Genomic DNA, 20,306 nt, shown 5'->3' with positions numbered 1-20,306 from the left:
AATCCACCGTCGGGATGGGGAAAATTTATGTTCTGTTATCCGGATGATGACTGAATTGCGCTGTTTTTTATCGGGTATGCGCTTTGATCGCAAGCTGGCGTGGTCGTTTATTGCCTTCACTATGACGGTTAGCGGTGTGGTTCTTGGTATGTGTCTGTTTTTAGCCACAGGTGCATCCGAGACCAGTCGGCAGGAAAAGTACGCGGTTGTAGCAGGGCTGTTAGGGCAGATAGTTGTGCACGGAACTGATACTACTATTGAGTCTGCTATGGAAGAACTGGGCGTAGATCGCAGTATTGTTGCGGTTTGTGCGTATTCTGGCGGTGAGGCGACAAGGCTACTGTATACCTATCAGTCCGACGCTCAAGGCAAGGCCTGCGGGCCGACGTTAGCAGAGTTGTCTAAAGATGACTTTCTTGCTGTCGTATCAAGTGAGAAGTATGGTTCGTTGAATGTGGTATTGCATGCCCGTAATCAGGTCCTTAGCGATTTCATCAAATCGATCTGGTGGTCGGCGATGCTGGTGATGGCGACAAGTATAGTCTGTGCTTTTGGCTTCGCGTCTTGGTTGGGGAAGCGATTGTTAATGCCAATAGTGAGTTTACTCGAGGTGATTAGTTCAGTTCGCTTAAACAAAGAGTATCAACTGCGTGCACCAAAATTTGCCGATGACGAATTTGGCCAGCTTTGTGATGATTTTAACGACATGATTGCTGGGGTAGAGCGCCGAGAAAAGGAGGTGCTCGCCGCACGGCGAGAGTTGGAATTGCGGGTTTGCGAGGTCGATGTTAGCAACCGGGAGTTAAGCGGTACGCTGCAGCGATTGAAACAAACGCAGGAACAGCTGATTAACACTGAAAAAATGGCCTCGCTTGGCGCTTTGGTTGCTGGTGTGGCGCATGAAATTAATACTCCGATTGGTGTGGGTGTGACCGCTGCGTCAACCCTAGTGGGCACGACCGAAAGTGCCATGCGGCGATACAAAGAAGGCTCCCTAACACAGTCGGCATTGACGCTGTATTGGGAGCAAAGTCTCTCTGCAAGCAAGATGATTTTAGGGAATTTAGATCGGGCCGCAAGCTTAATTCAAAGCTTTAAACGAGTGGCGGTAGATCAGAGTAATAATGAGATTAGGCGGTTTAATCTTGGTGAATATTTAGCAGAGGTAATGCAAAGCTTGTCTCCACAAGTAGGAAAGGCTGGTCTAAGCTACCAGTTAGAGTGTGAGGATGAATTGCTGATTCGCTCCTATCCCGGTGCATTGTCGCAAATAGTGACAAATTTGGTGATGAACGCGATAAGCCATGCTTATCCAAATGGCGAGAATGGTAATTTGAGTTTAAAAGTTCGGGCGTCAGCCGCAGGGGAAGTTGCACTGAAGTTTACTGATGACGGTATTGGAATACCTGCAGAACATTTGGCGCGAGTATTTGATCCATTCTTTACAACAAAGCGTGGCAGTGGTGGCAGTGGCCTTGGTCTGCATATTGTGTATAACTTAGCGACACAGCAGCTTTGTGGTCGCATTAAAATTGACAGTGAATTAGGGATGGGTAGCAGCGTTAGCCTCTTTTTCCCCCAGGACGTCGGCAAGGTAGGTTTTTATGAGTGAGTTTGAGTCGAGCGCCGGTGACGATAAGCTACAATTCGCCGAGGAACCGGAGGTAACAGGTATTGTTCATGGTTTAGAGCCCTGGAAAATCCTATTGGTCGACGACGAAAAGGTTGTTCATTCTGTGACGCGCCTAGCGCTAGAAGGCTTTGAGCTGGCGGGTCGTGGTTTGGAGTTTATCAGCGCCTATTCTGCGAAAGAGGCGCGTGAGATACTTGCACTGCACAATAATATTGCCTTGATTTTGCTTGATGTGGTGATGGAAACCGATCACGCCGGGCTTGATCTAGTTCATTATATTCGTCGTGAGTTACATAATAAATTCGTGCGAATTGTGTTGCGCACCGGTCAGCCTGGGCAGGCGCCTGAGTTAGAAGTAATCACTCAGTACGATATAAATGATTACAAAGAGAAGACTGAATTAACTCGGCAAAAATTATTTTCAACTGTGTATACAAGCTTATGCTCATACCGAGATTTACTTGCATTGGAAAATAATCGCCTTGGTTTGCTTAAAGTCATAGCTGCATCGGCTCATATTTTTGAGCGGCGTAGCATGGAAGCCTTTGCAGAAGGTGTTTTGCAACAATTAACAGCACTGCTGTATCTGAATCGAGATGCTATGCTTGTTCAACCCTGCGGGATGCTGGCTAGGCCGGCGAGTAATGCTTTAAATGTGTTGGCCGGTACCGGTTGTTATGCCGAGTTTGAAGGTACCGTTGAAATATCAAAGCTCAATGGAGATGTTTCAGCTCGAATTATCAAAGCGATAGAAAATCGATCGAGTAATTATGGCGATAACTATTGGGTAAGTTACTATGTTACTGAATCTGGCTTAGAACAATTACTGTACGTGTCTGCCAAGGATGTATTCTCGGTACCGGATATCGCGATGATTGAGCTATTTGTCAAAAATGTAGCGATCGCCCACGAAACCATTTCCTTGCTGGAGTCTCGTACTCATGATCAACACTAATAGTAAAAAGATACCGAATAAAATGGCAGGGAATGATGAGCTTATTCTGGCAAGCGAGCAATCCACTATGGTGACTCAGGACTCAGTGACAACAGCGAAAAACACATGGAAGGTTCTCATTGTTGATGATGAGGAAGAAATTCATGTAGTGACCCGTTTGGCTTTGCATGATTTTAGTTTTGGTGGTCGTCATCTCGAGTTTGTCAGCGCTTATTCTGGTGAGCAAGCTCGGCAAATGATTCAGGATCACCCTGATACCGCGATTATATTACTCGATGTAGTGATGGAAACTGATAGTGCTGGTTTGGATGTGGCAAGGTTTATACGCCAAGATATCGGCAATCATTTTGTGCGTATTATTTTACGCACGGGGCAGCCTGGATTAGCACCAGAGCGCCGAGTGTTAAAAGTATATGATATTAACGATTACCGAGCTAAAACTGAGTTAACACAAGACCGATTGTTTTCAGTGATTTATACCGCGCTGTCATCTTACCGAGATTTAATCGCGCTAGCCCGCAGTCGTCACCAATTGATCGGTTTGGTTAACGAAATCGAGCAACTGTCTCACCTAGCTGCGAGAGATTTGCAAATGCCACTTAATGAAGTGGTTGGGGCTATGCGTAAAATTGGTGGGCGGGTAAATGAATTACCGCCAACAGGCGGTCTGGCTGAAGAATTTTTAGACATCCGAGAAAACGTATATGCCATGCAATCTGCGTTAAATAAACTGGTGGCATTAACGTCGGTGGGTAGATTTAATGAAAACAGGGAAATGGTTGATTGTAATTCGGTTGTTAGTGACGTGCTGCTGAATTTAGATAGCGAGTTTCAGGATAGTCACGCCAATTTGCATTGTGAAACGCTACCCACAGTCTTTGCCTGCCGGCGCCAATTAATTCAGATTTTCCAAAATTTGATCAGTAATTCTATTCGTTATTCAGAAGGAGCACCGCCGGAAATATATATTAACGCCACGACCCACGAACGTAATTGGGTTTTTTCGGTAAGCGATACTGGCGTCGGTATTGCACCTGAGCACCATAGTGGATTGTTTAATTTGTTTCACCGCGACAGTACAGAGGGCGTAGCCAAAGAGTCGGGCGTTGGCTTGGCGATTTGTGAAAAAATAGTGCGATGGCACGGAGGTAAGATATGGCTTGAGTCAGAGCTGGGTAAAGGCTCCACTTTTTACTTCACTATCCCCTTGGCGGAATAGGGAACAATCATGCGAGCAGATTGGGTACTTAATAGTCTGGTTCATAGCCTTGTATGTGTGGATCTAGAAGGGCGTGTCACTTATGTGAATGGCGCAACAAAGTGCTTAACTAATGGCCCTTTGATTGATTTGATCGGTAAAAGCTTCGCTGATGTTTTGCCTCTGACCTGCGTGCTTAATGGCAGGCCTTTAAGCGAACTAGTGGTAAACTGCCGGCAGAATAGCAAGCCAATATTGGTTTCATTATCTTCGAAAAGTGATAGTCGTTTCTTGGCGTCATTGTCGGAAGTTTTTGACGATGAGAAAATATTAATTGGCCATAGTATTGCTATTGCGGATACCAACAGCCAAGAAGAATTGTTTGGTGACGGTGAAAACGGCCTCGACCCACTCACTGAGTTAATGGGGCGGCGCGAGTTTGAGCGGCGCTTGGCTAATTTGGTGAACGATGCTGCAACGAGCTCGCGCACTCACTCCTTACTTTATATTGATATTGATCAGTTTAAATTAATTAATGACACTAGTGGTCATGTCTCCGGTGATAACTTAATAAAGAGTATCGCTCAGACTCTGCAAACTGAGCTTTTTGTTGGTGATATGTTGTGCCGTTTGGGCGGTGATGAGTTTGGCGTTTTGCTCAGTAATGTTGATACCTTCGAGGCGCGTGCCGTGGCCACTCGTTTGGTTAAGGCGGTAAAGCGCATGACCTTTATGTGGTCAGGTATTTCCCACAAAGTGTCAATTAGTATTGGTGTGGTTTTGGTTGACGAATACTCATTGGATCGCGAGACCGTAATGAGCCAAGCTGATGTGGCCATGTATTCGGCGAAAGAAGACGGTCGCGGTCGAGTGCATGTCTATGACACGAAAGATAAAAAGTTAAGCCGCCTTCACGATGATATGGATTGGGTGCATCGGGTTAATAAGGCCTTAGCGGCTGACGATTTTTGTCTTGTTACTGAACGGATTTTACCGCTAGTTGAGGGCGGTAACCGTAACATTATGTTTAATGAGCTGCTGGTGAGGATGCGCTTCAACGGCGACATTCTTAGCCCTGGGCAGTTTATGCCGGCGGCAGAACGCTTTGGTTTAATGCCGCAAATTGATCGCTGGGTTATAAAAACCTTCTTTAATTACTTGCAACGTAACCCCCAATTAAATACCGAAGATGTGATGTTTTCCATTAACATTTCAGGCCAGTCACTTTGCCAAGAATCCTTCTTAGAGTTTGTTTACCGCTACTTGCGACGCGGGACCGTTAATCCAGAAATTATCTGTTTTGAAATTACAGAAACAGTGGCGATTACCAATTTCTCGGTCGTGACGCGCTTTATTCATCACGTTCACGAGCTGGGTGGTAAGTTTGCGCTTGATGATTTTGGCACTGGAATGTCGTCTTTTGGTTACCTGCAGGAGCTGCCAGTTGATTTTGTTAAAATTGACGGCCTTTTTGTTCACGATATGGACAAAAACCCCGTCCATAAAGCGATGGTGAGGTCGATTAATGACATTAGTCATGTGTTGGGCAAGAAGACCATTGCGGAGTTTGTTGAGCGTCAGGAAATAATGGATGAGTTAACGGCTCTGGGTGTTGATTATGCGCAGGGCCATTTACACGGCAAACCTCAGCCCTTGAAAGATTTATCACACGTTGCCTAACGGTATCTTCTATCTTGGTGCGAGCTTTTTTCTACGCTCGCATAACTGCCGTCGTATGCGCAATAGCGCCGTTCATTGAGGTTTCTTGTCGCTTTTACCGACAATACATCGTCGGTTTGGGCCATAGAGGAATTCTCGTTCACATGTTATAAGATTCTAGTATTAAACTGCTGAAAACAGAGGTGTTTTCCCGCTTAATCTGTGCGATGAACAAATTAGTGGCAAGTATATATTGCCTTGTTGGGCGAAATTTCGTCGAAAAAATACGCTTTTGCGTCTATCTTCTTCGAATATTCAGAATATACTGGTTGCTGAATTTATTTCATGGATTACTTAGAAACACCTATAGCCAGCGGCGTTGGGATTGATTACTGTTGTCCAGAGTTGTTGATGTACTCTGTTGTGATATAGACGAATAGGGCAAATTGTGAAGAAACTTGAAAATAAATTGCGGCTTTCGACTAGCTATGAAGAGTGGAAAGCGCTCGCGAAAGAGCATGATCGGTGCTCTGGAAGAGAGCATTGGAAAAAAATTGATAAAACGAGTCTTTATGACTACGCATCAATTCGCTCGCGTTTGGAGCGGCTGCGCTATTTTCGAGAGAATAATGACAATATAGGCCTGCTTTTTTCCTTGAATGAAGGCATTCACGGCAATATGGGCGGTATGGGTAAGCCTGTTTTGTACGCGCGGGCTAAATTTGGTACCAAGCAATTGGTTCATGATTATGTTGATGGGATAAGCGATTCTCTTGATCATTTGGCGCAACTTGACTCTGAACACCCCAATTTCCTTGAGCGACTCGACTTTTTTAGGCGCGCCAGCAAGTGCTATGGTAAATCAGCATTAATGCTAAGTGGCGGCGCAGTCTTGGGGAACTTTCATGTTGGAGTAGTTAAAGCACTCGTAGAGCAAGATTTATTGCCAGAAGTAATTTCTGGGGCGAGTGCGGGTTCTATGATTGCGGCGGTTTTGGGTACACGCACGGATGAGGAATTACAGCATTTCCTTGATGCGGATAACTTGGGTAAGGTACTGCTTACGGAAGTCGCATTGGTCAATGGTGGTCTTTCCGAGTCTTCGCCACGAATTAACCACCAGTTATTGAAAGAAAAAATTGCTAAATTGATTCCCGATATCACCTTTCAAGAGGCGTTTGAAAAAACTGGGCGTCACATAAATATCTCTATTTCTCCATCGGATGTGCATCAGACTTCGCGCCTTCTGAATGCGATTGCCTCCCCTAATGTATATATTCGCAAAGCGGTTCTGGCGTCGTGTGCGGTGCCAGGGATTTATCCTCCGGTGATGTTAGAAGCTAAGAATGTTCATGGGCACCCGCAGCCGTATCTTGCCACGCGCCGCTGGATTGATGGTTCGGTAAGTGATGATCTTCCCGCCAAGCGCTTAGCCCGCCTCTATGGCGTCAACCATTTTATTGTTAGTCAAACTAACCCAATTGTGTTGTGGGCTGTTCGGGATGCGAAGGCGGAAGATAGCGGCATTATGCCTGCGCTGCGCCAACTTGGCGGACGCAGCCTGAAAGAAGTCTCTAAGGTCGGCAATAGTGTGGCGAGAAAGTACTTTAAGAACTCGCCTCGGGTACGGCGGATTGCAAATATTGTTTATTCGGTTATTAATCAAGAATATACCGGCGATATTAATATAATTCCTCGCTACCGTTTTTTTGATCCTCGCAAATTATTAACGGAATTAACGCCGGATGAATTGCAGTTCTTTATTTTAGAGGGCGAGCGCGCAACGTGGCCGAAGTTAGAAATGATTAGGGCAAGTACCAAGATAAGCCGTAAACTTAGCCAAATACTTGAGGTTTATGAGGCGGAGGAGTTCAGTCGACTGGCTAAGTCTAAGCCTCATCATCTTGGCGCGGAAATGACGCGTAGTCAGGTTCGCGCGTAGTTGTATGTGTGGATGGGCTAGGCGAGAGTAGACTGCAGTACAGCTACAACAAACCCCAGTATTTTTACTGGGGTTTGTTGTTTTAGGCTTATGTATAAGTGCCTTCCTCTGTTTGCAGCGTATGCTAATTCGCTACGCTGGGGATTGTAGGTTTGATTACTTGATAAATAAATATACAGAGTAGGGGTTTTGCGCGTAACGTCCTTCTTGATAAATTACGTAATAACGAATTTGCTTAAATGGTAGGAGCTAAGAGTATGGTTGAGAGCACGTTATTCACGCCATGGCAGGCGATATTTGGCGGTAGTTTGATTGGTGCTGCCGCGGTGTTGCTAATGTGGTCCATGGGACGAATTGCTGGGATATCAGGCATTGTCGCCGGTGCGTTAAACGAGCAGGGCGAGGAACGTACCTGGCGTCTTAGTTTTTTACTTGGCCTTTTTCTTGGTGCATTTCTCGCCGCGTATTTTAGTGGTGCCCTAGCGGGTGTGCAGAGTGTGGCATCTACACCGGTATTGATCGTTGCTGGCTTACTCGTTGGCGTAGGTACTCGAATGGGTGGCGGATGTACTTCAGGCCATGGCGTGTGCGGTATCTCGCGATTTTCCCTGCGATCCATTGTGGCAACGCTTGTGTTTATGGCTAGTGGTGCTGTTACTGTTTTTGTTGTCCGCCACTTGATGGGAGAAGGGGTATGAGTCGCTTGGTGATTGTTGCAGCAGGTGCCTTATTCGGCGCTGGTATTACGGTGTCGGGTATGGCGAACCCGGCTAAAGTACAGAATTTTCTGGATGTTGCTGGGCAGTGGGATCCGAGTTTAGCGCTAGTGATGGGCGCTGCTTTGATGGTCGCGACACCAGGGTTTTTCTTGGTATTCAAACGGCAAAAGCCAAAGTTTGCTGAGCGCTTTGCTTTGCCGACAAAAAAAGACATCGACTCCAATTTGATTCTTGGGGCTGTGATGTTTGGCGCAGGCTGGGGTTTAAGTGGTTTGTGCCCGGCGCCAGCACTGGTGGCGTTATTAACCGGGGCGACTCCGTTTTTGGTGTTTGCGCTCGCTATGTTTTCCGGAATATTCCTGCACCGGAAGTTGCTTGAGAAATAGTGTCTGGAGAGAAACCTTGGGTTAAACTGCTGGGGTTGATAATAAAATCGATATACAAGTGAGGATGCACTATGGCTGTTAAATGTCAGTTTGACTGCGGTATTGACGAGGTTTGGGCGCTTTTGTGTGATCCTGATTTTCGCGTTGAGCGCAGTATTGCACTCGGTGAATTAAGCGCAGAATGTGATATTGAAGAAAGCGGAGAGCAAGTAACAGTTAAGATGAACCGCGAGGTAGTGCGCGAGTTGCCGTCGGTTTTAGCTAAGGTGTTTAACCCACAGCAAAGCTTGGTGTTCACTGAGACCTGGCAGCCAAAGGGTGAGGGCTGGGAAGGAAAGATGACCATCGAAATTAAAAAACAGCCGGTTCAGTTGGGCGCGACGATGTCCTTAATGCCAACCGCGTCGGGTTGTGAGTATATTGTGAGTCATCATTGTAAAGCTAAGATCCCATTGCTTGGCGGTAAGATAGAAAAATTTGTCTTGTCGCAGACCGACGGCGGTGCCTTAGATGAAGTGAACTATCTGAAAGAAAAGCTAGCCAGCTAGTTTTTACGCAGCCACTGGGAGGTGGCTGCGATGTTCGCCGAGTGCCGCGCTAATATCAGCGGCGCTGTTCAAACGTTTAATGCGTTCAAATAATAACTGCGCTTCTGCGTATTCTCGTCGTAAATACCCCAGCCACTGTTTAATCGGTCCGCCCACGTGGCGCGGCGCGCAATTTAAAATACTGTCTTCGAATAGCGCCTCTACTAGCTTGAGTATTGCTGGCCAAGCGCTGGCTTGATACAGCTGGCCCATGGTCGTCGACTTGATTTCTAAGGCGAGATCAGGGCGGGCCAGAAGCCCCCTGCCAAGCATCACATCTTGGCAGCCGCTCTGTGCTCGGCAGCGGTGGAAGTCAGCTGGGCTCCACACTTCGCCATTGGCGATGATCGGAATATTGGTAATGGCGTGTACCTGCGCCAATTGTTGCCAGTGAGCGGGCGGTTTGTAGCCATCGTCCTTGGTGCGAGCGTGAATAGTGATTGCGTCGGCGCCAGCCTCATTGATGGCGGTGACTATTTCTGTAAGGCGGCCACTGTCTTTGAAGCCGAGGCGAATTTTTGCGGTAACCGGTATGGCTGTAGGTACCGCTTCGCGCATGGACTTAATAATGCGGTGGAGTAGTTCAGGTTCGTCTAATAGAACTGAGCCGCCACGATGGCGATTTACGCATTTTGCCGGACAGCCAAAATTGGTGTCTATGCCCAGCGCTCCGAGGCTCGCGGCTCTGGCTGCGTTTTCAGCCATAGGCCCAGGTTCGCCGCCGAGTAATTGCAGGTACACTGGTACGCCACTTGGCGTGCGACCATCGGCCATAAGCTCGGGGCATAGGCGATAAAACACCCGTGCTGGCAATAATTGGTCGCTGATACGAACAAACTCCGTTATGCAGCGGTCTATACCTCCCACCGCAGTGAGCAGGGCGCGCATACGAGCGTTAACAACGCCCTCCATGGGGGCGAGATGTATTTGCATAGCAAGATGTCATTGTGTAAAAGGCCTATTGTAACTCAGGCGCGGTCAGGTCGAAAATTATCTAATGCTGGCGGTGTCGTGTAACTCAAAGTGTTGAACGTGTTGTTACTAAGGAGAGCTGAGTGTTATTTAGGTGGGTTCGAGCGCTAAGTATTGCTGCTGTGACGGCGTTAATTCTGATGCTGTTTAACGCGCAATCCCCCGCTAATAATGCGGGTGACGAAGAAGCGCAGATTTTTAACGCCGATTTTGCCAGTACTTTTGGCGAAGACCCGCTCCCGCAGAAACGCTTGCACCTGCTGGCATTGGGGGGTGATGACGAGGGGCGATTTGCGGAGATAGGTATTGATGGTCAAGCGCAGGAGCGGAGAGTCGGGACGATGATAGCGCCCTGCGTAAAAGTGGTAGAGATACTCAGCGACGCCGTATTGATTGATAGCTGTGGCAGTTATGCGCTGTTAAGTCAGGAATCGACGGTTAAAGCAAGCAGTTTGGATCTAAAGGCTAGCTTAGACGGCGGCATAAGCACCTTAGTGCCGACGATTGTGGACTTGCGCGAAAGCGCGAAGGTAACAAAATTGCTCGGCGACTATCGTCAGCGCTTATATACGCGGCCACTTTCCCTGCGGAGTGCAGTAAAAGTTGATGTTCGGGTCGACTCGGTGGGCGAGCGCCGCTATTATTTGTCGCCGGGTAAAGACGAGGCCTTGTTTTCGACCTTACCTATGCAGGCGGGTGACCGCTTAGTTGCGGTCAATGGCTTTAGCTTGGCAAGTAGTGAGGCGCTTACGGATATTTATGCTGGCATCGCAGATCTAAGCCAACTGGCTCTGACCTTGGAGCGTGACGGTCAGTATCAGGTGTTACTGTTACGGTTCTAATCCTGTTCAGTGCGGCGCAGTTGTGTGGTGTGATTAACAGCATACAGTATTGAATTTACGTAATATTTACATCGCCATTTCAATAGTATACTCGGTAGTGGTAGTTAAAGTTGTTTGGCGCTTAAGCCCAATTAGGAGATGTTTGTGAGCGAGTTTAAGAAGTGGGAATGTGTCATTTGTGGTTTTGTGTACGATGAGGCAGAAGGTTGGCCTGATGATGGTATTGCTGCGGGAACCGCTTGGGACGATGTGCCAGAAGATTGGGAATGCCCCGATTGTGGTATTAGTAAGTTTGATTTCGACATGGTCGAAGTTTGATATAGCTATGAAATTTAGGGAATTCAGCTGAGGGTCGTGCCTGTCGGCGCTGCCCTCTGTTACACTCTGTGAATATATGTGTCGCTAGGGAATTATCATGAAGAAAACAATAACAGCACTGGGCCTTCTCTTGTCTATGGGATTGATCACCGCTTGTGCACCGGAAGTCGGCACTGAAGCATGGTGCACCGCCATGGATAAAAAGCCAAAGGGTGACTGGTCTACTAATGAGGCAAAGGACTACACGACGAACTGCCTTTTTAAATAAGTATTTGCTCCCGACAGGCTAATTCAACACTTATTGAGCAAATTGCTAATTACAAAGGATGATGTAAGAAAAATGTCATATGATTCGACTACTATTCGGCGCCTAGTGCCCATTAACGGGGAACGCTGAGACGTGGAGCAGTCTATGACATGGGTGAAAATGCTCTCGCCGCGATTAACCACTTGGTTGAATATAGTGCTAGTCGCGTTGGTGCTAGCAGCGTTGGCGGGCTTGTGTTGGCAATTTGTGGGCCTGTTTCGTGGTGTACAGCTGCCAAATGCAGGGCCGAATACGGCGATTTCTAGCGGTAACGCCAAGGCAAAAAGCTACGATGTGCAAAAATTGTTGGCAGTCCCCTTGTTTGGCTTACGTCCGTCAACACCGATAGCGGCCACCGAAATTCAAAAAGACATTCGACGCAGTGCCCTTAAAATCACCGTAATTGGTTTGGTTTCCGGTAACGATGACGTTGGTGTGGCAGTGCTGCGCCATGGCAATAAAACGAAAGCCTATAGCATTGGCGAGAAAATTGAAGTGCCTGGAACGGTGACCTTACTCGCGGTATTGGCTGACCATATTATTATTGAAAACAACCGTAAGCAGGAAAAAATTGAGCTGGATCAAAAAGCGGGCGCAACTGGCTTGCGATCCGCGTCAACCGCCAGCTCAAGCCGGCCGAGTAGCACTGAAAGTGTTGATTTAAGTGCGCCGGGCATCCGTGAATTAGTTGGCGATCCGCGTGATACGGTCCAGAACAGCCCGTTACAGCTAGTGAGGTTTTTTTCGGTAAACCCCGTTATGGATGGCGGTAAACTTACTGGCTATGAAGTGAAACCGGGGAGGGACACGCGTTTATTTTCGCAGCTTTCCCTAGAGGCTGGCGATATTTTGCTGTCGGTAAATGGTCAGGCGCTATCTGATATGTCTCCCCCGGAATTAATGAAAATGATGGAAAATACCAGTTCCTACGAGCTGCTGATTAAACGCGCAGATACCATACTCACCAAAAGATTCGATCTATGAAATCCTTGTTCCTAAAATTAAGCATCACCTTTTGCCTATTCATTGCCGTGTCCGGTGCCGCCATGGCCGAACGCTTTGAATTGGATATGCAAAATGTTGATATTGGTGAGTTTATCGACACGGTCGCTAAGCTCACGGGCAAAACGATTGTGGTTGATAGCCGTGTTAAAGGCAAAATTACGGTGCAGAGCCATCGTAAACTTGATGCCGAGGAACTCTACCAAATATTTTTGCTGCAACTCGGGGTTGAAGGTTATTCAGCAATTGAAGTGGGTGACGGCATACTGAAGGTTATCCCCAATCAGGCTGCGAAGATTGAGGGTATAGAAGTTCAGCTGGGCCGCAATAATATGGGCCGCAGTGAGTCTATTATTACCCGTATTGCCCAGCTGCAAAATGCCGACGCCGACGAATTGGTTAAGTCATTGCGGCCACTGGTCGACAACAAAGTTGGGGTCATTACCAGCTACGCAGACTCCAATATTATTCTGATTACCGATCGCGAATCGAATGTGCGACGTTTGATGTCGATTATCAATGCGATCAACTCCGTTGATTCTCAGTTGATGGAGACCGTGGTTTTAAAGAACTCCTCAGCGGAAGAAGTTGAGCGCGTGCTGACTAAAGTACTGTCGCAGCAAACGCGCAAACGTGGCGCGTCCAAACCTGTTGTGGCGGCAGATCCACGCACGAATACTTTGATCCTGTTTGGTGACGACGAAGCGCGGAGTTATTTACGACGTCTGGTGGCTGATCTCGACAGTGAAGTGAGCACGCAGTCGAATATTCGTGTGCAATACTTGAAGTACGCGAAAGCCGTCGATCTGGCACCCGTGCTTAAAAGCATCAGTGACACCATCGTAAAGGGCGATGAGGCCGCAGGACGACCTGCAACCGGTGGTGGCGCGTCTTCTTTGATAAATATTGAAGCCCATGAGCAAACTAACTCTATAGTGCTCTCGGGCAGCCCGCACATTATTACTGATTTGCTCACGGTTATTCGCGACTTAGATATTCGTCGTGCCCAAGTTTTGGTGGAAGCCATTATTATTGAAGTGTCGAATGACCGTGCTAAAGAGCTTGGCGTTCAATGGCTATTTATGGGTGATGAGGATGGTAGTCAGCCGGCTGGGGGTATTAATTTCAGCGGCGGTGCATCGGGCACCAGCACTACACCAGGTATTCTTAGTTTTCTCGCAGGAGACGCTGCTGCAGCGACTGCCGCCAGTGGTGTGCGCGGCGCGGCAATGGCTTTGGGCAAAATCACAGAAGGTGGCTTCAGCTTTGCGTCTTTCTTAACCGCCTTGGCGAGCGATACGGAATCGAATATTTTATCAACACCTAGCTTGCTGACGCTCGATAACGAAGAAGCTTCTATATTGGTCGGCCAGGAGATTCCGGTAATCACTGGTTCTACAGCCAGCTCCACGAATACTAACCCCTTCCAAACGATTAGTCGTGAAGAAGTCGGGATTAAATTAATATTTACACCGCAAATAAATGAAGGTGATGCTGTTCAATTAACCATTGAACAGGAGGTGTCCTCTTTAAGCCCTTCAACCTCGGCAGCCGACATCATTACGAATAAACGCACGATCACAACCTCAGTTTTAGTCAATGATGGCGCAACAATCGTGCTTGGTGGATTAATAGATGACCAAGTCATCGAACAATCTGCCAAAGTACCACTGCTTGGTGATATTCCCTTCTTTGGTCGTTTATTCCGCTCTGATAGCACGACTAAATCAAAGCGAAACTTGATGGTGTTTATTCGACCAACCATTGTTCGCGATCAAGCGACGCTGTCGGAATTAAGTGCGCGAAAATACAACTTTATTCGTGCAGAGCAACTAGTTAAGGCGGAAGACGGCATTAATTTATTCCCGTTTACCGATCTTGCCGTATTACCTGAATGGACCGGTATGGACGCATCACCACCAAATGTATTGCCCCGCAAGCCGGTGCCGCCACCAATAACTCCAGCGGAAGAGGCGGTCGAAATGCGCAAGTTTCCGCCAATTCCATTAGATAAGCGCAGTGAAAATCAGGGCGAGCAGCCCGATGCAAGCGAAGCGATCGACGTACAAGCAGATGTGGCGTGCGAGGCAGGCGCTGAATGCGTGAAGCCGGACCTAGTCAGTGTGAACGAGGCTTCACGTTGATATGTCGCACGCCCTAAGTTATGTCTTTGCCCGTAGCAACCGTGTTCTTCTTGAAGAGAATGCAGACGGTGACTTAACGCTGCTGTGTTGTAAGCAAACACCGCCGTCTGCCCTCGCTGAAGTGCAGCGGGTGATACCTCAGCGCTTAATTTTTAGTCTTTGTGAGGAAAAACTCCTTCAAGATAAAATCAACGAGACCTTTCAGCGCCAGCAGGGCGATGCGATGTCGGCAATGGGCGATATTTCAAGTGAAGTTGACCTCGACCGTCTCGCCGAAGAAATTCCAGAGTCCCAAGACCTTCTTGACGCCCAAGATGACGCTCCGGTCATTCGCTTAATCAATGCCTTGTTCGGTGAAGCACTCAAACGTGACGCCTCCGATATTCACATCGAAACCTATGAAAAAACCATGTCTGTGCGCCTGCGCGTCGACGGTATTTTGCAGGAAGTATTAACGCCGAGTCGTCGCTTAGCGCCGCTGTTGGTGTCGCGAATTAAGGTTATGTCGCGGTTAGATATTGCTGAAAAGCGTGTTCCTCAAGACGGCCGAGTATCCCTGCGGATTGCTGGCCGATCGGTAGATGTGCGGGTATCAACCATTCCCTCAAATTACGGCGAACGAGTGGTCATGCGCTTGCTCGACAAGCAAGCTGCGCGAATCGATCTTGAGCAATTGGGGATGCCGCCGCGTACACTCGATACGCTAAAAGACCTTCTGCAGCAGCCTAACGGCATTATTCTAGTCACCGGCCCGACCGGGTCTGGTAAGACCACAACATTGTATGCGGGTTTAATGGCGCTAAATGATCGCCGTCGCAATATTCTTACTGTTGAAGATCCGGTGGAATACGATATTGAAGGTATTGGCCAAACACAGGTTCACGCGAAGGTCGGGATGACATTTGCGCGTGGTCTACGCGCTATTTTACGCCAAGACCCCGATGTGGTGATGTTAGGTGAAATTCGCGATCAAGAAACCGCCGAAATTGCCGTGCAAGCCTCACTAACGGGGCATTTGGTACTGTCGACACTGCATACCAATACCGCCGTTGGCGCGGTGACGCGCTTGGTTGATATTGGTGTTGAACCGTATTTAATTGCATCGAGTTTGAAGGGTGTACTGGCGCAGCGCTTGGTCAGAAAATTGTGCCAGACATGCCGCCACCCAATCGTTTTGGATAAGACTGAAGCTCGGCTACTCGGCGACCCCACACTCGAAGGCCAGGCCGCGTTTGATGCCGCGGGTTGTGATGAATGCCAGCATACAGGCTATCGCGGTCGACAGGGTGTGTACGAGCTGTTGGTTATTGATCGCGAGGTCGCGGAGCTGATTCACAACCGCGCGGGCGAACAGGATATTTTACGCCAAGTTGGCGATCATATGCCTTCTTTGATGGGTGAGGGGCGCCGCCTAGTATTGGATGGCCAGACCAGCCTTGACGAACTATTGCGCAGTGTACGCGAGGGCAGTAATGCCGGCTTATGAGTACCGCGCCCTAGACAGTGCTGGCGCCAATAAAAAAGGCATGATCGAGGCAGACTCTAGCCGCCAAGCGCGGCAGATGTTGCGGGATCAGCAGCTTTTCCCCATCGATTTAAAACAGACGCGTGATAAGACTCGCGCGGATAACGCGCGGCGCAGTTTTGGTGGTGCCCGAGTGGGTATTGCCGATTTGGCCTTATTTGTGCGGCATTTGGCAACCCTGATTCAATCCGGTATTCCGCTAGAAGAAGCCTTGGCAGCAACGGCTAAGCATACCCGTAAGCCCTATTTGAAACGAGTGGTTCTTGATTTACGGGCGCGCGTGCTAGAAGGGCACTCGCTTGCCGATGGTCTGAACGAGCACCCGCGTGTTTTCAATCCGGTGTTTCGGGCCTTGGTAAGTTCTGGCGAGAAGTCCGGCGATTTGGGCTTAATTCTCGATCAGTTGGCCGATTACACAGAAGACAGTCAGAAGTTGCGTGGCGTCATCGTTCAGGCCGCCTTATATCCGGTGGTGTTGTGCTTTGTAGCACTGTCGGTAGTTGGCGCCTTGATGACCTTTGTTGTGCCTAAGGTTACTGCGCAGTTTGCGCATTATGATCAGGCCCTGCCGACATTGACGAGAATTCTTATCACCTTAAGCGACGGCCTAATTGCTTATTGGATATATATTATTGCCGGCGTACTTGCTGTGGTGCTCGGTGCCCGGTGGTGGCTAAAGTCACCGGAACATCGCCTAAAGGCCGATAAAGCAATTCTTAAGCTGCCTTTGTGGGGTCTACTAATGTTGGAGCTAGACGCGGCACGAATGCTGCGAACACTGGCTATTTTAATGTCATCGGGTGTTCCTTTTTTAGAGACTCTCAAAGTGGCCTGTGACACTTTGGGGAACTCGCATTTAAAGAAAAGTATGGCCTTGGTTCGCGAGCAAGTGCGAGAGGGCAAAAGTTTTAGCCGTTGTCTTCAGGAAGAGGCTGAACTGCCGCCCTTAGCGATTTACATGATTGCCAGTGGCGAGGCCAGTGGTGAAATGGAAGCAATGACCCAGCGTGCTGCAACGAATCTTGAGCGCGAGTTGCAGCAGCGGGTACAAATGTTTGTCAGCTTATTTGAGCCCTTATTGATTGTGGTATTGGGTGGGGTGGTTTTATCCATTGTATTAGCAATTATGCTGCCGATATTGCAGTTGAATAATTTGACTCAGTTTTAGGAGTTTGAGTATATGTTTGAGACAAAAATGCAGCGCCAGTTAGCAGTTTTGACTACTAAGGTGAGTCGGCAGTCGGGTTTTACCCTGCTTGAGATCATGGTGGTTATCGTGATTATGGGGCTGTTGGTGGCGGTGGTTGCCCCTAATGTATTGCAAAACCAAGACCGTGCGATGATCGAAAAAGCACGGGCAGATATCTCGGTGCTTGAGCAGGCGCTCGATATGTATAAACTCGATAATCACGTATATCCCACCACAAACCAGGGCTTGCAGGCTTTAATTCAACGCCCTGAAACGGGTATTCAGCCGAAAAACTACCGCAGTAATGGCTATATCAAACGCCTACCGGACGATCCGTGGGGTACGCCCTATGTGTATATCCAGCCGGGTGAACATGGGCCTTTCGATTTGTATTCTACCGGTGCTGATGGGGAAGAAGGTGGAGAAGATCTCGCCCGTGACATCGTCAACTGGCAGGAGTGAAGCTGGGTTTTCACTATTAGAGTTAATGGTCGTTGTTTTTATTATCGGCTTACTCAGTGGTGTCGCCGCGCTAACGCTGCCATCAAAAGATGGCGGCGCCTTATTGCATCAGGAGCGTTTTAAACTCATAGGCAGTTTACGCAGTGCTCGCGCCGAAGCGGTTTTCAGTGGCCATAGTTTGGGGCTGCAATGGCAGCGCCAGCGGGGTGAGTTTTACGTGCTCACCGCTGATGGCTGGCAAAAGATTGAGAAAGGCGTGTTGGCCAAGGCCATTAGGCTTGCCGAGGATGTGCAAACTGAACTCCTTGTTGACGGCGAGGCATTGCATGAGCAGTCTCGGCTCGACGATGAAGAGACCGAGCAAGAGGTGACTCCCCAATTGTTATTTATGTCCGATGGACAAATTTCGCCGTTTGAATGGCGTTTATCAGCGGCTGGCGCAGAATCTGTCGTTTTTGATGAGCAATTGACGGTTGAACAGCCATGACACAGTTTTTGCGGCGCAGACAGCGAGGTTTTACCTTGCTAGAAATCATGGTGGCACTGATGATTTTTGCGACCGCTGCAGTGACCTTAACTAAAAGCCTCACAGAAAGTGCGCGCAGTATTGGCGCCCTAGAAGAGCGGCAATTTGCTGATTTGATTGCTCACAATGTATTGATCGATATTCTGCGTGACGGTTATGGCAACAGTAATAGTGGCAGAGAGTCGATGGCAGGCTTTGACTTTGTGTGGCAGCGTAGCGTTGAGCAAACACCGCACCCGGATATTCGCCGGGTGGATATTTCTGTGAGTTTGCAGACTTCCACCGATGTGCTCGCAACACGCTCGGCGTTTCTAAACAAATGAATACCGGCAAGCCAGATGCTGGGCAGCGCGGCTTCACCTTAGTTGAGCTGCTAATCGCAGTTGGGATCATGGCGTTAATCGGTACAGCTGGGTCTTTATTACTTAATAGCTCACTAGAAAATCAGGCGGTTATTGAGCAGCGCCAGCAAAATTTAGAGCGTCTCGCACTGGCACTGACAATTTTTCGCCGCGACCTTGAACAACTCACGCCGCGCAGCCCTCGCGATTCACAGGGCGACGCATTGCCTGCAAATATTATTGCGGGGCAGGTTGGTGCCGACAGTGAACTTGAGTTTGTGCATGCCGGTCGGCGAGTGATCCCGGGACGGGGTTTGGGTAGCCAATTAGAGCGCGTTCGTTACGTAAAAGAAGAAAAAGAGCTTATTCGCTATAGTGCCGGGGTCGCTGATCCCGCTAGCAATACTCATTGGCAGCGCCAAGTGTTGCTGACTGAGGTGAGTCAGTTCGAGGTGGAATTATACGATGGCGAACGCTGGTCCACTTTTTGGCCACCCAGCACGCAAATCAATGCGACCCAGCCCAAGGCGCTTCGGCTGACGACTGAGGTTGGCGTTTGGCAGGATATTAAACTGAATGTTTTACTGCCGGAGGCGATCCAATGACGCGCCTCAATGTCCAAGCACAACGTCAACGCGGCGCAGCCTTAATGATGGTGCTATTGATTGTTGCGGTGATGGTGGTTCTTGCGGTGGGACTTGTAGATGGCGTGCGGTATAGCAGTCAACGCTTGCTCAATCAGCGGCTCATGGATCAAGCGTATTGGTACTCCCTCGGCGGTGAGCGTATTGCGGTATTTGCACTAGAAGATATTGCCGGTGAAACCGTTGTGCATCTAGGTCAAGATTGGGCGCGTAAGGATATTGTGTTTCCCATTGATGGGGGTTCAATCGCGGGTTTGATTAGTGACGAGCAGGCTTGCTTTAATATTAATTCCCTTTACAAGCCAGAGGTCAGTAGTGGTGAATCCACAGAGCTAACGACGGCAGAGCAGGTATTTAATGGCTTGTTGAGTAATCTGGAGTTTTCGGCGCAGCGTGCTGAATTTATTGTTGGCCGCACGCAAGACTGGATTGATGAAGATTTTTCGCCCGAAGGCATTTACGGTGCAGAAGACCTACTTTACACCGCTAAAGATTTCCCCTATCTACCGCCAAATAGTTTGATAGACTCGGTTAGCGAATTAGCGTTGTTTGCTGAGTTTGAAGAAGATGAACAATCAAGGCTTGCGCCCTATATATGCGCGTTACCGGAAGCGAATACCGTATTAAATATTAATACGGTAAGTGCTGCACAGGCACCCTTGCTGGCAGCGGCTATTGGTAATGTACGCTCTGCTTCTGAGCTTGTAGCCCTAATAGAAGCGCGCCCGGAAAACGGCTGGCCAGATGTGGCTAGTTTTATTAGTGAATTGAATTTGTCGGCTGAAGAACCTTTGGCAACGGTGTTTATTCAAGGTCTTGGGGTCAATTCGCATTATTTTAGAGGGTTGAGCGATGTTTTTTACGAACAGCGCCAATTACATATGTACAGTAGAATAGTGTTACGAAACGGCAAGGCAATTGTCTACGCCCGAGAGTATGGAGAAGTTTTTTGAGC

Annotated in this window: 21 protein-coding genes; 20 read left to right on the top strand and 1 reads right to left on the bottom strand. The window is 48.4% G+C overall.

The window, feature by feature from the left end:
• Window positions 1–43 precede the first annotated feature (43 nt).
• The 8 genes from ABD836_RS05140 (at window position 44) to ABD836_RS05105 (ending at window position 9,040) form a co-directional block, all read left to right on the top strand.
• Entirely contained in the window at window positions 44–1,612 is a 1,569-nt protein-coding gene (locus ABD836_RS05140; RefSeq protein ID WP_344933030.1) for an ATP-binding protein, read from the top strand.
• On the top strand, window positions 1,605–2,588 hold the full coding sequence (locus ABD836_RS05135; RefSeq protein ID WP_344933028.1) for a DUF3369 domain-containing protein: 984 nt from the start codon (window positions 1,605–1,607) through the stop codon (window positions 2,586–2,588). The genes ABD836_RS05140 and ABD836_RS05135 overlap by 8 nt, the downstream gene beginning before the upstream one ends.
• Window positions 2,575–3,807 carry a sensor histidine kinase gene (locus tag ABD836_RS05130; protein ID WP_344933025.1) on the top strand — a complete coding sequence of 411 codons (1,233 nt, stop codon included), beginning with the start codon at window positions 2,575–2,577 and terminating at the stop codon, window positions 3,805–3,807. Before ABD836_RS05135 ends, ABD836_RS05130 begins: the two co-directional genes overlap by 14 nt.
• A 9-nt stretch (window positions 3,808–3,816) precedes the next feature.
• Window positions 3,817–5,466 (top strand): EAL domain-containing protein, encoded by a 1,650-nt coding sequence (locus tag ABD836_RS05125; RefSeq protein WP_344933023.1) that lies wholly within the window; start codon window positions 3,817–3,819, stop codon window positions 5,464–5,466.
• Between the two features lie 427 nt (window positions 5,467–5,893).
• The gene (locus tag ABD836_RS05120) at window positions 5,894–7,387 is read left to right on the top strand and encodes a DUF3336 domain-containing protein (protein WP_344933021.1); all 1,494 of its coding nucleotides are present in this window, start codon (window positions 5,894–5,896) and stop codon (window positions 7,385–7,387) included.
• Between the two features lie 257 nt (window positions 7,388–7,644).
• Window positions 7,645–8,085 carry a YeeE/YedE family protein gene (locus ABD836_RS05115; protein WP_344933020.1) on the top strand — a complete coding sequence of 147 codons (441 nt, stop codon included), beginning with the start codon at window positions 7,645–7,647 and terminating at the stop codon, window positions 8,083–8,085.
• Window positions 8,082–8,492 carry a DUF6691 family protein gene (locus tag ABD836_RS05110; protein WP_344933018.1) on the top strand — a complete coding sequence of 137 codons (411 nt, stop codon included), beginning with the start codon at window positions 8,082–8,084 and terminating at the stop codon, window positions 8,490–8,492. Before ABD836_RS05115 ends, ABD836_RS05110 begins: the two co-directional genes overlap by 4 nt.
• 71 nt (window positions 8,493–8,563) lie before the next feature.
• Window positions 8,564–9,040 (top strand): DUF2505 domain-containing protein, encoded by a 477-nt coding sequence (locus tag ABD836_RS05105; RefSeq protein ID WP_344933016.1) that lies wholly within the window; start codon window positions 8,564–8,566, stop codon window positions 9,038–9,040.
• 3 nt (window positions 9,041–9,043) lie between these two features.
• Here ABD836_RS05105 and ABD836_RS05100 read toward each other — a convergent pair whose 3' ends face one another.
• Entirely contained in the window at window positions 9,044–10,012 is a 969-nt protein-coding gene (locus ABD836_RS05100) for a tRNA-dihydrouridine synthase (protein ID WP_344933014.1), read from the bottom strand.
• 122 nt (window positions 10,013–10,134) lie between these two features.
• Between ABD836_RS05100 and ABD836_RS05095 the strand changes: the two genes are divergently transcribed.
• The 12 genes from ABD836_RS05095 (at window position 10,135) to gspK (ending at window position 20,304) form a co-directional block, all read left to right on the top strand.
• Window positions 10,135–10,893, top strand: a complete 759-nt coding sequence (locus tag ABD836_RS05095; RefSeq protein ID WP_344933012.1) for a hypothetical protein — start codon at window positions 10,135–10,137, stop codon at window positions 10,891–10,893.
• A 144-nt stretch (window positions 10,894–11,037) separates the two neighbouring features.
• The gene (locus ABD836_RS05090; RefSeq protein ID WP_425583010.1) at window positions 11,038–11,211 is read left to right on the top strand and encodes a rubredoxin; all 174 of its coding nucleotides are present in this window, start codon (window positions 11,038–11,040) and stop codon (window positions 11,209–11,211) included.
• Between the two features lie 97 nt (window positions 11,212–11,308).
• Window positions 11,309–11,479 carry a DUF3012 domain-containing protein gene (locus ABD836_RS05085; RefSeq protein WP_344933007.1) on the top strand — a complete coding sequence of 57 codons (171 nt, stop codon included), beginning with the start codon at window positions 11,309–11,311 and terminating at the stop codon, window positions 11,477–11,479.
• Between the two features lie 144 nt (window positions 11,480–11,623).
• Window positions 11,624–12,502 carry a type II secretion system protein N gene (locus tag ABD836_RS05080; protein WP_344933005.1) on the top strand — a complete coding sequence of 293 codons (879 nt, stop codon included), beginning with the start codon at window positions 11,624–11,626 and terminating at the stop codon, window positions 12,500–12,502.
• Window positions 12,499–14,664: a type II secretion system secretin GspD gene (gspD, locus tag ABD836_RS05075; protein ID WP_344933002.1), complete on the top strand. Its 2,166-nt coding sequence runs from the start codon at window positions 12,499–12,501 to the stop codon at window positions 14,662–14,664. The genes ABD836_RS05080 and gspD overlap by 4 nt, the downstream gene beginning before the upstream one ends.
• Window position 14,665: 1 nt before the next feature.
• Window positions 14,666–16,150, top strand: coding sequence for a type II secretion system ATPase GspE (gene gspE / locus ABD836_RS05070; protein ID WP_344932999.1), 1,485 nt, complete (start codon window positions 14,666–14,668; stop codon window positions 16,148–16,150).
• A complete protein-coding gene (gene gspF, locus ABD836_RS05065; RefSeq protein WP_344932996.1) occupies window positions 16,137–17,357 on the top strand; it encodes a type II secretion system inner membrane protein GspF in 1,221 nt (406 codons plus the stop codon). Before gspE ends, gspF begins: the two co-directional genes overlap by 14 nt.
• Window positions 17,358–17,369: 12 nt before the next feature.
• The gene (gene gspG / locus ABD836_RS05060) at window positions 17,370–17,840 is read left to right on the top strand and encodes a type II secretion system major pseudopilin GspG (RefSeq protein WP_344932993.1); all 471 of its coding nucleotides are present in this window, start codon (window positions 17,370–17,372) and stop codon (window positions 17,838–17,840) included.
• Window positions 17,815–18,327, top strand: a complete 513-nt coding sequence (gene gspH / locus ABD836_RS05055; protein WP_344932990.1) for a type II secretion system minor pseudopilin GspH — start codon at window positions 17,815–17,817, stop codon at window positions 18,325–18,327. The genes gspG and gspH overlap by 26 nt, the downstream gene beginning before the upstream one ends.
• Window positions 18,324–18,689: a type II secretion system minor pseudopilin GspI gene (gene gspI, locus ABD836_RS05050; protein WP_344932987.1), complete on the top strand. Its 366-nt coding sequence runs from the start codon at window positions 18,324–18,326 to the stop codon at window positions 18,687–18,689. The genes gspH and gspI overlap by 4 nt, the downstream gene beginning before the upstream one ends.
• On the top strand, window positions 18,686–19,312 hold the full coding sequence (gene gspJ / locus ABD836_RS05045) for a type II secretion system minor pseudopilin GspJ (RefSeq protein WP_344932985.1): 627 nt from the start codon (window positions 18,686–18,688) through the stop codon (window positions 19,310–19,312). Before gspI ends, gspJ begins: the two co-directional genes overlap by 4 nt.
• Window positions 19,309–20,304, top strand: coding sequence for a type II secretion system minor pseudopilin GspK (gene gspK / locus ABD836_RS05040; RefSeq protein ID WP_344932982.1), 996 nt, complete (start codon window positions 19,309–19,311; stop codon window positions 20,302–20,304). The genes gspJ and gspK overlap by 4 nt, the downstream gene beginning before the upstream one ends.
• The last annotated feature ends 2 nt before the right edge of the window (window positions 20,305–20,306 follow it).

Origin of the sequence: Zhongshania borealis (assembly GCF_039539625.1) — a bacterium.
GTDB classification, from domain to species: domain Bacteria; phylum Pseudomonadota; class Gammaproteobacteria; order Pseudomonadales; family Spongiibacteraceae; genus Spongiibacter; species Spongiibacter borealis.
This window is presented reverse-complemented; position numbering and strand designations above follow the sequence as displayed.

What these genes read in the sequence shown, in the direction of transcription:
- ABD836_RS05140 (WP_344933030.1), top strand. Translation starts at nt 44, where the DNA reads ATGATGACTGAATTGCGCTGTTTTTTATCGGGTATGCGCTTTGATCGC.
- ABD836_RS05135 (WP_344933028.1), top strand. Translation starts at nt 1,605, where the DNA reads ATGAGTGAGTTTGAGTCGAGCGCCGGTGACGATAAGCTACAATTCGCC.
- ABD836_RS05130 (WP_344933025.1), top strand. Translation starts at nt 2,575, where the DNA reads ATGATCAACACTAATAGTAAAAAGATACCGAATAAAATGGCAGGGAAT.
- ABD836_RS05125 (WP_344933023.1), top strand. Translation starts at nt 3,817, where the DNA reads ATGCGAGCAGATTGGGTACTTAATAGTCTGGTTCATAGCCTTGTATGT.
- ABD836_RS05115 (WP_344933020.1), top strand. Translation starts at nt 7,645, where the DNA reads ATGGTTGAGAGCACGTTATTCACGCCATGGCAGGCGATATTTGGCGGT.
- ABD836_RS05110 (WP_344933018.1), top strand. Translation starts at nt 8,082, where the DNA reads ATGAGTCGCTTGGTGATTGTTGCAGCAGGTGCCTTATTCGGCGCTGGT.
- ABD836_RS05105 (WP_344933016.1), top strand. Translation starts at nt 8,564, where the DNA reads ATGGCTGTTAAATGTCAGTTTGACTGCGGTATTGACGAGGTTTGGGCG.
- ABD836_RS05100 (WP_344933014.1), bottom strand. Translation starts at nt 10,012, where the DNA reads ATGCAAATACATCTCGCCCCCATGGAGGGCGTTGTTAACGCTCGTATG.
- ABD836_RS05085 (WP_344933007.1), top strand. Translation starts at nt 11,309, where the DNA reads ATGAAGAAAACAATAACAGCACTGGGCCTTCTCTTGTCTATGGGATTG.
- ABD836_RS05080 (WP_344933005.1), top strand. Translation starts at nt 11,624, where the DNA reads ATGACATGGGTGAAAATGCTCTCGCCGCGATTAACCACTTGGTTGAAT.
- gspD (WP_344933002.1), top strand. Translation starts at nt 12,499, where the DNA reads ATGAAATCCTTGTTCCTAAAATTAAGCATCACCTTTTGCCTATTCATT.
- gspE (WP_344932999.1), top strand. Translation starts at nt 14,666, where the DNA reads ATGTCGCACGCCCTAAGTTATGTCTTTGCCCGTAGCAACCGTGTTCTT.
- gspF (WP_344932996.1), top strand. Translation starts at nt 16,137, where the DNA reads ATGCCGGCTTATGAGTACCGCGCCCTAGACAGTGCTGGCGCCAATAAA.
- gspG (WP_344932993.1), top strand. Translation starts at nt 17,370, where the DNA reads ATGTTTGAGACAAAAATGCAGCGCCAGTTAGCAGTTTTGACTACTAAG.
- gspI (WP_344932987.1), top strand. Translation starts at nt 18,324, where the DNA reads ATGACACAGTTTTTGCGGCGCAGACAGCGAGGTTTTACCTTGCTAGAA.
- gspJ (WP_344932985.1), top strand. Translation starts at nt 18,686, where the DNA reads ATGAATACCGGCAAGCCAGATGCTGGGCAGCGCGGCTTCACCTTAGTT.
- gspK (WP_344932982.1), top strand. Translation starts at nt 19,309, where the DNA reads ATGACGCGCCTCAATGTCCAAGCACAACGTCAACGCGGCGCAGCCTTA.